The organism is Secundilactobacillus muriivasis (assembly GCF_054785195.1).
The window spans coordinates 53,355-69,361 of the sequence record NZ_BAABMI010000017.1 but is presented as its reverse complement, the minus strand read 5'-3'; the positions used below and the strand labels follow the sequence as shown (position 1 = coordinate 69,361).

The window sequence follows — 16,007 nt, the reverse complement described above, 5'->3', positions numbered from 1 at the left end:
TATAGTGTCTTTTGGTCGAGTTAACTATACCAGAGCTGAGGCTCTTTTTCTGCACTTAAAAGGTGAAAACGTAAAATTCCCATCAAGCACTTGAATCATGTGTTTGATGGGGATTTTGGAGTTTCTGGTGAATAATTCAGGGTAAGGGCGCTTTTTTGTGTTTACAATAAAGTTTCAGAAAATACTAGACAGTTTTCAGAAAACTGCTATACTTGGTCTCAAATAGATGACGAATGATATCGAAAAGACAACGGGGGAAACCACTTATGACAATGGCAACTGAAATGACTTATACCGATCAATTAAACGCTGCTAAGGCACTCACGACGATGCCAGTAGCCGATGCAGAATTAGCAACCCACTTTGAAGACTTACTCGCGTTGAAGCAACAACTCGACCAACGAGTTAGCCAATTAGACAACCGACTTCATCCAGTGGAAAGCAAGTCATTAGTGAACACCCCTTACTTTGAAAAATTCGGCTTAGGCGAAACCACGGCTGCCAGTGATGATGATCACACGAACGTCATGATGGGTTTCTTGAGCCGTAACTAATAGTAGTTTGATTGTAACGAGCACGTCTCTTAATTGAGGCGTGTTTTTTTGTGCGTTCGTTTGTGTCCAGCGTAAGTGTGCGGAGCGAGACGGGTTGAGAGCAGTGTGCAAGGCGACATCGGTGAAGGCGCCCGGGCCTGGCAGTTTTACCGATGTCGCCTTGCATGCAGCTCTCAGTCTCGCGCAGCACCATTCGGCGTGGTGGCCAGAAAGCGCGTGGTTGACAAGCTCCAGTCACTTCAGGAACCCCGGAAATTACAGTTTAAACGACGCCGAATTTTGTAGCCCGAGAGCGCCGGTTTTCATGCGGCTTTGGCGAGCGAAGCGACGACAAACAGCCAACACCTAAATCGCACCCAACCCTTACGCTGGACACAAACGACAGCAAACAGATAAGTTAGAAATTTTTACGCAACCTTTACGATATTGATACACTGTCAACGCTGAATCAACACAAACGCTTTGTAAACTGTAGTCGTTGCTTGATACAAAATGACTGTACCTGAAGAAGGAGTGTTGAACTGAATGGCAATTCGATTGGAACGCTTGGAAAAGACGTACCCGGAAAGCGAACAGCCAGTGTTAACCGATGTCTCGGTCGAGGTAAAGGATGGTGAATTTTTCGTGATCGTGGGGCCCTCGGGTTGTGGTAAGAGTACCCTGTTACGAATGATTGCGGGGCTGACATCAATTACGGCGGGGCGTTTACTGATCAATGATCAGCCCGCTAATGAGTTACCACCTAAGGACCGGCAACTTTCAATGGTATTTCAAAGTTACGCTTTATTTCCATTTCTTTCGGTGGAAGCTAACGTTGGTTTTGGACTGAAAGCTCGGCATCAAACACCGGCTGAGATCACCGAACGAGTCAATTATGCGTTAGAGATGGTGAATTTAACCGAGTTTCGAACCCGGAAACCGAAAGCATTATCAGGCGGTCAACGGCAACGAGTTGCGTTGGCCCGCGCCATTGCCAGTGAAGCCAAGATTTGTCTGATGGATGAACCATTATCTAATCTAGACGCGCAACTGCGTGCCAAGATGCGGATAGAGTTGAAGCAGTTACAGCGTAAACTCGGACTAACCGTTATCTACGTGACCCATGACCAAGTTGAAGCAATGACAATGGCGGATCGGGTGATGGTTTTAAATCATCGGCGAGTTCAGCAGATCGATACGCCGCTTAATCTGTATCAACGCCCTAAAAACGAGTTTGTGGCGAGCTTTTTTAGTACCCCGCAGATTAATCTATTGGCGGCAACGGTCCAGCAGCAACACTTACTCATCAACGCTGACTTAGATTTCGCAATTGAACGCCCAATCGAAGACGGTACTGAGGTGACGGTGGGCATTCGGCCCAATCAACTCCAGTTCCAAATCACGGTTCGAAATGCGAATGCGCGAATTGAAAGCGTAGCCTATTTAGGTGATCAAGTCGTCGCGATAGCGGTGTTAAGCGATGACCAAACCGTTCGACTAGTGAGCGATAACGCGCAACTCATTAAGGTGGGTGATTTGATTCGGATAACAGCTGTGAGCGAACTAACCGTTTTTGAAAAAAAGACGGGCAACTTGATGCTGGTCGAAAAGGGGAGTGAGCGCGATGCAGCAGTTATTGCGGGGTAAATCAAAATCAACCATCACAGCCCAACCGCTAGCACCAGTCAGTGCCACAACCAAAACAAGCCGATGGACGGATCGCGGTTATGCAGTATTATTTTTAGGGCCATCATTGTTGGTACTTGGGGTCTTCGTATTTTGGCCGATGCTCAAAACGATTTATCTGAGCTTTTTCCTAACGGATACTTATGGGCGGGCAACCGTTTTTACTGGTATTTCTAACTATGTCGGGGTATTGACCGATCCTGCTTACCTGTCAAGTCTAGGTGCGACGTTGCTGTATGTTTTGGCGGTGACGGTCTTAACGATTGGCTTGGGATTAGTACTAGCGGTTACGGCTAATCAGCAATTGAAGGGCATCAGTTTTTTTAAGACGTTGTTTTCGTCAACCATGGGCATCTCGGTATCCGTAGCCGCTATTTTCTGGTTATTTGCGTTTAATCCGTCAGTTGGGGTGTTTGCTCAAATCGCTCAGGCATTGCACTTACCGGACATCAACTGGTTAGCTGATCCGGACTATGCATTGCTTGCTGTGATCATAACGACGGTTTGGATGAACCTTGGCTTCACGTTTTTAATTTTATTTGGTGCATTGCAACAGGTACCGAGTTTGCTTTACGAGGCGGCTGACATTGCCGGGGTACCTGGCCGAACCCAGTTATTTAAGGTGACCTTACCACTGATTTCACCAACGTTATTTTTTGTCGCAACGGTGACGTTGATCGATGCCTTCAAAAGCTTTGGCCTGATTGACCTCATGACTGCCGGCGGGCCAAGTAACGCGACGAACCTATTAGTGTATCGGGTTTATCAGGACGCCTTTTTGAATGGAAATGTTGGTCAAGCTAGTACGGAATCGGTGATTTTGACGGCGATCATTGCCGTGATCACTTTGATTCAGTTTAAGCTCTTTGGAAAGCGGGTGACGTATTAATGGCAGCCAATCAACTTGCTGTTCCAGCTCAAAATGGTGCTCGGTTGAAACTCGTGGGGCGCTATGCGATTTTAGGCGGGTTAGCGTTGATCGTCATTGGTCCGTTTTTACTGGGGCTTTGGACGAGTTTATTGCCAACCGCTGAGATTTCCAAAGGGGCGTTGTGGAGCAACCACCTATCATTTGATAACTACGTTGCTGCAGTGACGACGACCCCGATTTTACGGTATTTGTTAAACAGCCTCGTGATTTCGACCCTAACGATGGGATGTCAATTATTGCTGTGCTCAATGTCTGCGTACGCGTTTGTGTTTTTACAGTTTAAATACCGCAAACAACTTTTTGCCCTTTTTTTGATGACGATGATGCTCCCATTCGAAGCCGAGGTGATCCCAAACTTTGCGACAGTTCGGCAGATGGGGTTACTCAACCATTACGCGGTGATGGTCGTGCCATTTTTAACGGCGGCCTTTGGAACGTTTATGATGCGGCAGGCCTTCATGCAGGTACCTACTGAGTTGAAGGAAGCAGCTGATATTGAAGGGCTCTCGCACTGGCAGTTCTTCTGGCAGATTGCACTTCCTTATACCCGAATTAGTTTAATGACGTTAGCGGCCTATAGTTTTCTTGGCAGTTGGAACCAGTACTTATGGCCGATGCTGACCACGTTTAGTGACCGATTTCGACCCGTTCAAGATGGTCTTCGGCAATTGCAGGGGCAAGAGAGCTTCAACAACTGGGGCATGATTCAAGCCAGCGCTGCAATCGTTGTGATTCCCACGTTGATCGTGCTGTTCATCGGTCAACATTACTTCAAAGCGGGTCTGAACGAGGGTTCAGTTAAATAATGGGGGCGAGATAAGTGAAGCGATTATGGGTTCTAGGCGCACTATTAACGCTGCTGATCATGCCGCTAAGTGCTTGTACGACCTCACACGCAGCTAGTAAGACAAGGGTTGTCTTTTGGCACGAAATGACGGGACCGGCGCAAGATCAGTTAAATCAGTACGTTAAAGCATTTAATGCGAGTCAATCCAAGTACGAAGTCGTGCCAGAGTTTGAAGGCAACTACAATGAGGCCGTTCAAAAAATTCTTCACACACACGGAACGGATGCCTCGCCTGCCGTTTTTCAATCAATGGACGTATCAACGAGTCAGTTGTATCATGCAAAGGTTGCGACACCGGTACAACAATTCATTGATGAAGACCACTACGATGTGAGTCAAATCTCACCGGTGGCGCGGGCCTTTTATTCTCAGGGTGGGCGACAGATTTCAATGCCATTCAATACGTCTCAGCCGGTGCTATACTATAACGCCTCGTTGCTGAAACGACTGGGAATCAAGGCACCACCAGTTGATCCTTCATACAGTGATATTACTCGGGTTGCTAAAGCGATTAGTCAAAAGTCTCACGGTAAAGTGAAAGGCCTCACGGTGGAAGCGTATGGCTGGTTGTTTGAACAGTTTTTAGCCAATGGCGATACGACGATGGCCAACCATGATAATGGTCGAACGGGTTTTCCAACGAGTGTCAACCTGACTTCTAAGACGAGTCGGGACGCGATGGCATGGGTTCGTGACAATATCAAAGCCGGGGACTTTATCGATTTTGGTGCGGGATCACAAGCTGAGTCTAATGAAATCGCAGCCTTTCTCGCTGGTAAGCTGGGCATCTTCATTCAGTCATCAGCTTATATCAGTCAATTACTAGCGGGGACGAAGGATCAATTGGGAATCACCTATTATCCGCATGCGGACGGTCAAACGGGCAACGGTGTCTCGATTGGGGGTGCCTCGTTATGGATCTCTAACAGTCAACCGAAAGCGGTTCAACGTGGGGCCTGGGCGTTTATAAAGTCGGTAATGACACCCAAGGCTCAGGCGCAGTGGCAAAAAGCAACCGGCTATCTGGCCCTGAACCGAAATTCTCAAAAAGAACCAGTTTTAAAAGCGTTGTATGCCAAATACCCGGCGGCCCAAGTGCCAAGTCAACAATTAGCTCGGGCAAAGGTTAATCGCGCTAATTCTGGCATCTTTATGGAAGGGTTGATCCAAGAACGAGCGTATACGCAAACGGCGATGTCGCAAATTTATAACGGTGGCGATATCGATAAAGCGTTGAAGACAGCGCAATTGAGCATGAATCAGTTTCTGGCGAACACCAACCGAGCAAACCGGTACGGACAGTAAGTAGGAGGCAGATCATTGAAAACTTTAATTTTTGGGCATCGCGGTATTCCAACGCAGTTTCCCGAGAATTCATTGGCCGGGTTTCGTTACGCCATTGAGAACGGCGTTGAAGGACTGGAGTTTGACGTTCAACTCACGCGAGATCAAGTACCAGTGATTATGCATGATGAACGACTTGATCGGACGACGACTGGGATGGGGCTGTTAGCGGATTTCACGTATGCCCAGTTAAAGCAGTTTCAGTTGGAGAACGGCGAGTTGATCCCAACGTTGGATGACTTTTTGGCATTAGTCGGGGGTCAGGATGTGTGTTTGAACTTGGAATTTAAGACGGATAAGGTCCAGTACCCGGGAATTGAGGCCTTGGTGTTAGACAAGGTAATGCGGGCGGACCTGATCCAGGAGGTGATCTTTTCATCGTTTCATCTGGCAACGTTGCAAACGGCGAGACTCATTGCACCCAGTCAAAATTACTGTTTTTTAGCGGATCATGTGATGCTTGATCCGGAATTATTTATTCGGCAGCATCAGTTGAGTGGTCTTCACCTCAATCACTACCAGCCAGTCGGCCAATTTGCCGAGCGAATCTGGACGGTCAACAGCCGTTATCAGATAACGTCCATGTTCAAACGGGGGGTGACCGGAATTTTCACGGATGATTTTGAAAAAGCAATGCAGATTCGCGATCAAGTCCAGCCACTATTGATGACCAGTTAAGCGGAACTGTTAGTTTCCCGAATTAGTCAAATGCACGTGACAAATTTAAGCGTTTGCGTTACATTATCCATAGGGAGTCGCATCATAGGCCAATCGTGCTCGATTGGCCTTTTTTGATGTTATTGGTTATGCTTGTGTCCATCGTAAGTGTTGGGTGAATTTTGGATGATAGCTGTTTGTCATCGCTTCGCTCGCCAAAGCCGCACGAAAACCGGCGCTCTCAGGCTACAAAATTCGGCGCCACTTAAACTGTTATTTCCAGGGTTCCTGAAGTTGTAGGAACTTGTCAACCACGCGCCTTCTGACCGCCTCGCTCCACACACTAATCGACAGCAAGAAAGAAGAAAACACGCTGAGATTTTTTTATTCACGCCATGAGGGTATAATTAAGCTTATTAATCTCGAGTAAAATAAAACAATCAAACGTTGAACTACCACCCACTAAAGTAGGTGGATTCTGGGAACACTGCAAACTTGCCAGTTAAGCTCTTCACTTCATCGGTAGCGGTCACAGTTATTTTACCAAGGCGCGTTCCACACCCGTTTAGTTTTAATTTTAGCGTTTAATCAACTAACGTTAGACCTCGTTGCTTAATATTCAGTGCTGCATTAATGTCGCGGTCTAGCGTGGTTTGACAATTTGGACATTGCCATTCACGCACAGCTAGCCACTCATGAGTTGATAGGTTATCGAAATCCGTATTTTTCTGTTGGCACACATGACAAATTCGACTGGTATTCTTAGGATTAACGACAATCAGCTGCTTTCCGGCCCATTCAAATTTATAGGTCAGTAAGCGGACTAATGCCCCCCAAGCGGCATTGGTGATAGAACGCGCTAGTCGATGATTTTTCATTAGATTCTTGACGGATAGTTTTTCAACTACGAGCACATCATATTCCCGTACCAGTTGAGTGGTCAGTTTCTGCAAGTTATCCAGTCGACGTGCGGCAATCTGTCGCTTGATTTTAGCAACAGTTTTACGTGCCTGCTGGTACCGCGGAAACTGCCAGAGTTCGGTTCGCGGGTTGAGAACTTTATTGTGACGATCTTCAGCCATCGCCTGTTTCGCATTTCGCAGTCGACGGGCCAGTTTTCGTTCCCAGCGTCGTAGTCGGCGAGTTAATTCACGATCATACCGCGTTAATGGGACGCTGACACCATTGGATAAAGTAATCAATTGTTTCAGGCCTAAATCTAGACCGACCTTTTGATGCGTGCGTTGTACCGGCATTAGGTCATCACATTCTAGAAGAATGGTTGCTGAATATTGACCTTGCGGATTGATTCTAACCGTCACAGTATGGATCTTACCGTTTAGAATGCGACCCGCTCGAAAGTAGACTTGGCCTAACTTTGGCAGTTTCAGATGGTGTTGATCGATCACTTCAATATTCTTTCCAACGAATTTACTCGTATAGCTTTTATGATTATTGCGCTTGCTTTTAAACCGTGGGAACCGGTTGGTCAACGTTTTATCAAAGAACCGCTTATACGCATCAGTTAAATCCCGATTCACCCGTTGCAGAGCGGTTGAATCAACTAATTTGAGCCACGGATATTCTCGTTTCAATGCCGGCAATAAGGCATCACGATCGTAAGTCGATAGAAACCCGCACTGGGGATTATTGCGATAGCGTTCAATCAACATGTTAAGCATTTGGTTCCAAACAAACCGGGTACTGCCAAAGGTCATGTGGATCAATTGTTTTTGCGTGGCATTCGGGTAGAGTCGCACTTGAAAGGCTTGCAGTACCATGATGTCACCTCCGCATTGGTATACTCGTATCATACCATGTGATAAAGTAGAATCATAAGAATTTAACCTGCTAATTATTTTATATCAGAGGTGATATACATGAGAAAGAAAAAACGGATTTCTGGTGCGATTTACACCCAATCGTACGTCTATAATTTTCACTTTCATTTGATTTGGACCACTAAGTACCGGCGAGAACTATTTACAACGCCAGAATTAGTCGCCGAAATGAAAGCCATTCTCAACCGAATTGCAGAATTGAATGAAATCACAATCGAAGCCATGGAAGTGATGCCGGATCATATCCACTTGTTGATCAGCTTCAAACCAAAATTAGCTCCGACCACAGTGGTGAAAGCCTTTAAAGGAGCTTCAGCGCGACTTTTCTTTAAAAATCATCCTGATATTAAAGCAAGTGCGTTTTGGGGTGGTCATCTATGGACGCGAAGCTACTACATGAGCACCTTAGGCAATATGAGCCGTGAAGTTGTTGAAACATATATTGAAGGTCAACGATTGAAAGGATAGATTAAATTCGTGTCGCTTACATCCCCGATTTAAAAACCGGGGCATTACGCTCTATTTCAGTAAAAACCGTTATTAGTGATATCAATCAATGAGGGGGACCAAATCGTGAAATTTTTACATACGGCAGACTGGCACATTGGTCGGCGGTTACACGGATTTGATTTAACAGAAGAGCAGCAAAATGCTTTTCAACAAATTGAACAGATTGCACTTGACGAGCAGGTTGATGGCATCGTCATCGCAGGCGACTTGTATGACCGCGGTGCACCAGCAGAAACTGCGGTGGCTCAGCTGAATGGCATGTTAGAGCAGCTTAATTTAAAGGATCATTTGCCGATTTACGCCATTTCAGGGAATCATGATAGTGCGACTCGATTAGCAACGGGGAGTCCCTGGTTTAAAGACACCCAGTTTTACCTGAATACCAACCTAGCACAGGCCTTTGAACCGGTTGAACTGCCCGACACACAGCTGTTTTTATTACCCTACTTTGAACCGTTTGAAGTTCAACAGTACTTTGATGACGACAGCATTCAGCATCTGGATCAGGCAATCGTGCCAATTGTGGCAAAAATGAAGACGCATTTTGATCCGGACAAAAAACACGTTTTAGTGGCACACTTTTTTGCGGCCGGCAGTGCCACGACCGATTCGGAAACGCGGTTAACGGTTGGTGGTTTAGGGGCTATTCCAACAGGGGCCTTGACTGACTTTGACTACGTTGCCCTCGGTCACCTCCATGGCCGAGATGCGTTGACAACCGATACTGTACCAGCAAGGTATAGTGGCTCGCCCGTTAAATTTTCGATGTCTGAAGCTAATCAGCAAAAAGGCGTTTGGATCGTTGATACGGCCACTGAACCAGTGAGTTGGACATTTCGGCCGATCACACCGATTCGAGACGTCCAACAGTTAACGGCCAGTTTTGAGGATCTACTGGATCCAGAACACTTCCAAGAGCTTAACTTTGATGATTTCTTCGGCATCGTGTTAACGGATACGCAACCGATTCCCAACGTCTTGGCACAGTTACGGGAACGCTACCCCAACATTGTGACGTTGGGCCGTCAAGATGGCTTTCAAACGCAAGTGGCTTATCAAGGCGAAAGTGGTCAGCAAATGCGCCAAATGGATCCGATGACGCTACTCGCTGATTTCTACGAACAAGTTGCCCAAGAACCGTTGACGAAGCAGCAGCAACAATGGGCCAGTGACGCTCTCAAACAAGCCAATGAGGAGGAAAAATAAGGGTGAAACCACTTCAGATAACACTTCAAAATTTTGGACCGTACGAACACGAAACGATTGATTTTACAAAGTTTGCGGATGCATCACTCTTCTTGATCTCTGGGCCAACAGGGAGTGGTAAAACCACTATCTTTGATGCGCTGACGTTTGCGCTATACGGTGAAAGTGCCAGCGATGACCGCCAACCGGAAGTCTTGCGATCGGATTTTGCTACCCCCAATGAGCCAACTAGCGTTACGCTTCGGTTTTCGCATCAGGGTCAGATTTACGAGATTGATCGACAACCAAAACAAACATTGGCTAAGAAACGTGGGACTGGTACCAAGACCTACCAAAGTACCGGGGTGCTCAAAATCTTTAAAGATGGTGAGCAGACCGAAGAATTGACGAAGTTGGTTGCGATTAACACGCGATTAGCTGATATTCTTCAAATTAATCGTAAACAGTTCGTTCAAATTGTATTACTACCACAAGGAGAGTTCCGACGCTTTTTGGTGGCGACGAGTACTGATAAAGAAGCTATCTTACGAAAAGTATTTGGCACCGAACTCTACCAAAAGTGGAGCGGCATCTTGAAACAACGGCTTGCGGATCAACGGGCCCAGTTGGCAAAGTGGGAGACAACAATCGAAAGTGGGTTGAAGCGCGTTCGTTGGACGGATGATGTGCAACCATTGCCAACGGATAGCCCAATGAGTGACCGGTTGGCACAGTTAACAGCGCAGCAAGCAACGGATCAGCAAACCATTGAGCAGACGACTGACCAAGAACAAGCGTTACAACAACGGGTTGATGAGTCAACACAGCGGTTGACCGTCGCCGAAAAAACGAATCAAAATATTGCAACGTTGGCAACTGAAACGCAACGCGTCACAGCGTTACAACAACAAACCACTAAAATTGATGGCTTGCGACAATTACAGGCCGACTTAACGTGGGCTAATGCGCATCAAAGTGACTACCAACGCCAACAGGAGTTGACCTCAGAACTGCAACGTAATCAGCAACAGTTGAAAACGCTAGGGACGCGGTTGGCGACAGCTCAGCAGCGACAAGTAACGTTAAAACAGACGCAAGATCAGTTACAGCAACAGGCTGCCGCAATAGCTGATCAGCGCAAGCAAGTCACAGTATTAACGGCGCAACGCTCGTTGTTTGAACAAGCTGCCGAACTCGATCAGCAACGTTTGACTACGGCGAAGCACGTGACTGAACTGACCGAACAACTGACACAAACGCAGCAACGCTATCAACAAATTGCCGGCCAGCAAGCGGAGTTGACGGCGCAACTGGCACAACGACCGGCGCTTAATGAAAAGCGGTTGACGCTGACGAATCAAGTGCAACAGTTGACCCAGTTTCAACGCCAACTTGATGACGTTAACGCACAAAGAAGTGAGTTGAAACAGCTTGAAAAGATAATCGAACAACGCCAGGTCGAAGTTGACCAGCTAACTGCCAAAGTCGCGGCTGCCCAGGATGACTATGAAGCGCAACGAAATGCCTGGTTGCAGAGTCAAATCGTTAATTTGGCGGATCAACTGACGCCTGGAACCCCGTGTCCAATTTGTGGTAGCGTTGACCATCCAGCGCCAGCTCAAGCAACCGTGGCAGTTAAAGCAGTTAGCAATGCAGAATTAAAAGTTGCTGAAACTCAGCTCCGACAACTCAACACAAAATTAGCAGGTCAAAAAGCACAACAAACGACGCAAATCACTCAATTAGCAGCGCAACAAACAGCTGTGAAAACTGCCAAACAGGATTTAGTCGAACAAGTGACGACCGTGATCGCGGTAACTGATTTTGACGAGCTTGCGAGTCAATTACCAAAACAGTTGACGGTTAGCCAAACGGCCGTTGAACAAGTGACAGCGCAACTTGCCGATTTATCGAAGCAGGAACAACGCCAAACCAAACTTGCCGAACAACTCGCTGAAAGTGAGCAACAAGTGGCGGCTAATCAAACCGCAGTTCATGACGCTGAATTGGCGGCCAAACAGGTTGAAGGCCAGTTTCAAAATGCGCAAGATCGTCTCCCTGACGAGTTTGCCGATTTGGCTGCTCTTGATCGGTATTTAACTCAACAACAAACCGAGTTGGCTCATTATGATCAGCAGGTGGCGGACAATTCTGCTGACCGGCAGCAAACGGATCAATTGATTGCCACAACAACGGCAACTCAAGCATCCGTTGAAGCATCGCTTAGTGACACGACAACGAAACGTCAAGCGCTAGCCACAACGTTACAAGCAGCAGTGACGAAACAGTACCAAACGGCCGACCTAAGTGGGTTGACGACGATGCTGGAGCGATTAACAGAACTGCCAGAATTGAAACGCCAAATCACAGCGTATGACCATGATCTGCAGCAAGCAACCGCCTCAGTTGCAGCTTACAAACAAATTGTTGGTTCGGCCACGACCGTTGATTTAGAAGGACTAAAAACGGCGTTAACTGACTTAACGGCCCAACGACAAACGCTTCAAAAGCAACGCGCAACGATACAGGAACGATTGACGATCAACGGCAACATCCTCGAACAAGCAGAGCAGACGGTTCAGCAAATTCAAACTCAGATGACGCAGCGCGATGCCTTGCAACGGTTGGTCGAAGCCGTTGCGGGCGGTGGCGACAATAAGCTTGGTTTGGAACGCTACGTTTTGCGGGCCCAATTAGTAGAAGTGCTACAGGTTGCCAATCAGCATCTGCAGCAATTGAGTTCCGGTCGGTATGAACTCCGACTGCATTTGGAAGCGGGGACTTATCAAAAAAATACCGGTTTGGAAATCGACGTTTACGATGATAACGTGGGTCAGGTTCGGAGTGTCCACACCTTATCAGGTGGTGAAAGCTTTATTGCAGCGCTGAGCTTGGCGCTGGCGTTGGGCGAAATCATTCAAACCGAATCTGGTGGGATCAACATCGATGCGTTATTTGTCGACGAAGGGTTCGGTTCGCTGGACCAAGAAGCGCTTTCGGTCGCCATGGCGGCTTTGGAAAACGTGGAAGGCAGTAGCCGAATGATTGGGATCATCAGTCATGTCACGTTATTACAGGAAACGATTCCGTACCAGATCAAGGTGGAAGCCCTTGGTCAAGGTAAAAGCCGGGCTCGGGTGGTCACGCCAGAGTAGGTAGAAAACGGCACCACGCATCCCCTCTAGGATGTCGTGGTGCCGTTTTGCGTCTGAAACCTAGACAATTAACTTAATAAAGAATAACCCTAACACTGCTAAAATAATCGGTTTAGCAATTTTAGCGCCGCTGCGGCTAAAATGACGAGCACCAAGGTAGTTACCGAGAATCCCGAAGATGCCAGCAGTGATTCCCAGTACCAAAACGGTTTTACCGTTAAATAAAAATACCGTCAGTCCCGTCAGATTGGTGGTTAAATTGATGACTTTAGTGGTACCGGCAGCAAGGTTGATTGGCAACTTCGCAATACCGGTCAAGCAGAGTAGGAGAAAGGTGCCGGTTCCGGGACCGTAAAAGCCGTCATAGACCCCGAGCAAAACCGCAATCAACATGATCAAAACGTGTTGTTTGGTGGTGAGGTTACCACTGACATGGGAAGCAGTTAAGGCATTTTTCTTAAACACCAAGTACAGTGCGGTTAGCGGCAACACGACTAGCAAAATGAGGCTAAAGTAGCGGTCAGACAGGTGAAGGGCCAGCTTAGCGCCGATGAATGAACCGGACAGTGCCGAAATAATGGCCAGTATCGAGAGTTTTAATCGAATATAGCCGCTTCTGGCAAATTGAAGCGTTGAGATACAGGTCCCCATTGCGGATGATAACTTGTTGGTCCCAATCGCAAAGTGAACGGGAATTCCCGTCATCAAGTAAGCGGGTAAGGAAATGAGCCCACCACCGCCCGCAATTGAATCAACGAACCCACCTAAAAAGACTAACGGACAGACAATTAAAAACGTTGTTAAACTAATCAAAACGCCACCTCTTTAAACCTAAGTTAAGTTAAGCCTAGCATGATGGTGGTATAAAAGATAAGATAGATTATATATTAGGGGTATAAATAAAAGTTATGGAGGGGCTAATGTTTACGATTAGTGATTATGTCTTAAGCGTTGTTGCCAATGGCACTATCTCGCAGGCAGCCAGACAGTTGCATTTATCACAACCGGCACTGAGTGTGGCGATTAAAAAGTTGGAGACTCAGATCGGTCAGCCACTATTTGATCGTAGTACAACGCCATTGACGTTGACGCCGGCGGGTGAGTTGTATGTTGCAAAAGCCCGTCAAATAACGCTTTTGGAACAATCGTTTCGTGATGAGTTAGTTAACACGGATGAACATCTCACCGGTAGTTTAACGATTGGTGGCGCGTTTATTTCGGTGGCCTACCTGCTCCCGCCAGTTTTGCGTCAGTTTCATGACCGCTATCCAGACGTCGAGTTGACCCTGCTGGAAACCCCGTTTCCGGAGCTAACGCGGCGGTTGTTAGATCAGCAGGTGGACCTTGGCGTTGATGCGGATCGGTTTTTACATCCGAAAATTGACGCTGTGCAGTTGTTTGAAAACCACATCTTGTTGGCAGTCCCGGATGAATTGGTGCCACAATCGGTAGTGACAACTTTTGGCTATAGCTATGACGAGGTATTGGCTGGCATTGACGAACGGCTACCAATTCGACGACTCGAGTTAACTAGCTTTGCGTCATTGCCATTTATCCTCATGTTACCCGCAAACGAGATCTCCCAACGAACGGCTGGCATGTTTGCGGCAGCTAAGTTTCACCCTCAAGTTGCCATGACAGTCAATCAGCAGATGAGTGCTTATGAATTTGCACAACAGGGATGGGGCGCGGCCTTTGTGACGAATACATTGATTCAATATAGCGGTGAGGTTGACGGACTTCACTTTTACCAAGTCGCTGGTGCGGACCAGCCCCGCTACGTGGCCGTAGCGTTTAATAAACAACGGTATCAATCGAAGTTACAGCGGACATTTGTTGAGTTTTTGGTTCAGTATTATCGGCATCAAACTGATGACGGTGCGGCAGGCCAAATGTAACGTGATTGGTTAAGTTTTCGCTAACTAGAATTGAAAAATTCAGGCATATGGCGTAACATTAATCAATGTCGCGAAAGTGTCGTGAATCCTTATTTTTCACACGGATTAGCGCATTACCAACCCCAAAAGTGAGTTGGTAGAATTTCTAGGAGAACTTAAACATGCTTTATTGGGAAAATCAAATCATGACGTTTGTGATCAATAGTCTGCTATTGGTTGGCTTTGCGTTATTTTATACCTGGCTAGATGGTCAACGAACGGTCAATGGTCACCGATTGAAATTTCACCGGTGGTATTTGATTGCGCTGACAGTGTCGTCACTGCTCCTGTTGCACGTTGCGTCAGTGTTGCAGATGATGGAAGCCCACAATCCAAACGGTTATGGGTGGACGTATATTAGTTTTCAAGTTGGAATTATCATGTACACGCTGTTTTCGTCACGAGATCGCTTGATGTGGGTGAGTCTATCAGCCGTATTGCTGGTCTGGTTTTTGTGGCTACCGGGTGTCAGCAACCGACCACTTTTCTGGGTAATCAGCGTGGGTCTTTGTTGGGTGGCACAACACTACAACCGGCTCATTACTGCGCAACGGTGGTGGTACTATCCGTTTGGATTGCTGCTGGCGTTGCCGTTTTACTGGGTCAATTTGATGTCCGTTGACGGCATCGACGTCGGCTGGTTTTGGATGTTGCTGTCAACCCTGGCGATTGATGCGGTGCTCTGGCAGATTCATTCGATGCTGGTTCGTCATCATTTACGCCGGGCGGAACTGTTACGTGAGGCTAATATTGATAATTTAACGAAACTCAATAACTTTCGGGTATTCAACGAAGACTTACTTCAAGCCTATGACCACTTTCAGCGCACCGGCGAACATTTCTCGCTGTTTACGTTTGATGTGGATCACTTCAAGCAAATCAATGATCAATACGGGCACGTGACTGGTAATACGGTTCTGGTTAAGGTCGCTGACCGATTTGATAAAATCGTTCGAGAAATGAATTATCAATCGAAAACGTATCGAACTGGTGGCGAAGAGTTTTGCTTCATCCTGTTTGATATTGATGAAGCTTCAGCGTCATCGTTGGCCATTGCGGAACAGCTTCGCACAGAACTAAGCCAACTGACCGTCACCACGCCACAGGGTGATGACATTCAAATTACGGTGTCACTCGGACAAGATTTGGTCGACGTTGAAGATCAAAACTACATGGATACTTATAAGCGGGCGGATAAGCGGTTATACCAGTCAAAACAAACTGGTCGTAATCGGGTCACTGTCCGTGAAACACCAATGACAACGGTTGGGCGTTAAATTAAAAAACGGAACTCAAGTGAGACAATCACTGGGGTTCCGTTTTATTTTTAATCAGTCGAGTCAAATTAATTGCGCCATTTTTAGAATCACCGTATGATGAC

13 protein-coding genes are annotated in these 16,007 nt (G+C 46.9%); 11 read left to right on the top strand and 2 right to left on the bottom strand.

Annotated features, from left to right (window positions below):
• The first annotated feature begins 266 nt into the window (after positions 1 to 266).
• The 6 genes from ACYVR3_RS04930 (at position 267) to ACYVR3_RS04905 (ending at position 6,019) form a co-directional block, all read left to right on the top strand.
• On the top strand, positions 267 to 554 hold the full coding sequence (locus tag ACYVR3_RS04930; RefSeq protein ID WP_461243344.1) for a hypothetical protein: 288 nt from the start codon (positions 267 to 269) through the stop codon (positions 552 to 554).
• Between the two features lie 525 nt (positions 555 to 1,079).
• On the top strand, positions 1,080 to 2,180 hold the full coding sequence (locus ACYVR3_RS04925; RefSeq protein WP_461243343.1) for an ABC transporter ATP-binding protein: 1,101 nt from the start codon (positions 1,080 to 1,082) through the stop codon (positions 2,178 to 2,180).
• Entirely contained in the window at positions 2,158 to 3,108 is a 951-nt protein-coding gene (locus ACYVR3_RS04920; protein ID WP_461243342.1) for a carbohydrate ABC transporter permease, read from the top strand. The genes ACYVR3_RS04925 and ACYVR3_RS04920 overlap by 23 nt, the downstream gene beginning before the upstream one ends.
• Complete coding sequence (locus tag ACYVR3_RS04915; protein WP_461243341.1) at positions 3,108 to 3,956, top strand: carbohydrate ABC transporter permease; 849 nt, start codon at positions 3,108 to 3,110, stop codon at positions 3,954 to 3,956. The genes ACYVR3_RS04920 and ACYVR3_RS04915 overlap by 1 nt, the downstream gene beginning before the upstream one ends.
• A gap of 59 nt (positions 3,957 to 4,015) precedes the next feature.
• Positions 4,016 to 5,302: an extracellular solute-binding protein gene (locus ACYVR3_RS04910; protein WP_461243345.1), complete on the top strand. Its 1,287-nt coding sequence runs from the start codon at positions 4,016 to 4,018 to the stop codon at positions 5,300 to 5,302.
• A 15-nt stretch (positions 5,303 to 5,317) separates the two neighbouring features.
• A complete protein-coding gene (locus ACYVR3_RS04905) occupies positions 5,318 to 6,019 on the top strand; it encodes a glycerophosphodiester phosphodiesterase (RefSeq protein WP_461243340.1) in 702 nt (233 codons plus the stop codon).
• Positions 6,020 to 6,582: 563 nt separating this feature from the next.
• On the opposite strand, the gene ACYVR3_RS04900 is transcribed toward ACYVR3_RS04905, so the two are convergent.
• Positions 6,583 to 7,779, bottom strand: coding sequence for an RNA-guided endonuclease TnpB family protein (locus tag ACYVR3_RS04900; protein WP_461243339.1), 1,197 nt, complete (start codon positions 7,777 to 7,779; stop codon positions 6,583 to 6,585).
• Between the two features lie 99 nt (positions 7,780 to 7,878).
• On the opposite strand from ACYVR3_RS04900, the gene tnpA reads away from it, so the two are divergent.
• From tnpA to ACYVR3_RS04885, 3 genes are all read left to right on the top strand, one after another.
• Positions 7,879 to 8,307, top strand: coding sequence for an IS200/IS605 family transposase (gene tnpA / locus ACYVR3_RS04895; protein ID WP_461243338.1), 429 nt, complete (start codon positions 7,879 to 7,881; stop codon positions 8,305 to 8,307).
• 105 nt (positions 8,308 to 8,412) lie between these two features.
• Entirely contained in the window at positions 8,413 to 9,555 is a 1,143-nt protein-coding gene (locus tag ACYVR3_RS04890) for an exonuclease SbcCD subunit D (RefSeq protein WP_461243337.1), read from the top strand.
• A 2-nt stretch (positions 9,556 to 9,557) separates the two neighbouring features.
• Positions 9,558 to 12,689 (top strand): AAA family ATPase, encoded by a 3,132-nt coding sequence (locus ACYVR3_RS04885; RefSeq protein WP_461243336.1) that lies wholly within the window; start codon positions 9,558 to 9,560, stop codon positions 12,687 to 12,689.
• A gap of 60 nt (positions 12,690 to 12,749) precedes the next feature.
• Here ACYVR3_RS04885 and ACYVR3_RS04880 read toward each other — a convergent pair whose 3' ends face one another.
• The gene (locus tag ACYVR3_RS04880; protein WP_461243335.1) at positions 12,750 to 13,502 is read right to left on the bottom strand and encodes a sulfite exporter TauE/SafE family protein; all 753 of its coding nucleotides are present in this window, start codon (positions 13,500 to 13,502) and stop codon (positions 12,750 to 12,752) included.
• 107 nt (positions 13,503 to 13,609) lie between these two features.
• Between ACYVR3_RS04880 and ACYVR3_RS04875 the strand changes: the two genes are divergently transcribed.
• Positions 13,610 to 14,587 (top strand): LysR family transcriptional regulator, encoded by a 978-nt coding sequence (locus ACYVR3_RS04875; RefSeq protein WP_461243334.1) that lies wholly within the window; start codon positions 13,610 to 13,612, stop codon positions 14,585 to 14,587.
• Between the two features lie 161 nt (positions 14,588 to 14,748).
• Positions 14,749 to 15,903: a GGDEF domain-containing protein gene (locus ACYVR3_RS04870; RefSeq protein ID WP_461243333.1), complete on the top strand. Its 1,155-nt coding sequence runs from the start codon at positions 14,749 to 14,751 to the stop codon at positions 15,901 to 15,903.
• The last annotated feature ends 104 nt before the right edge of the window (positions 15,904 to 16,007 follow it).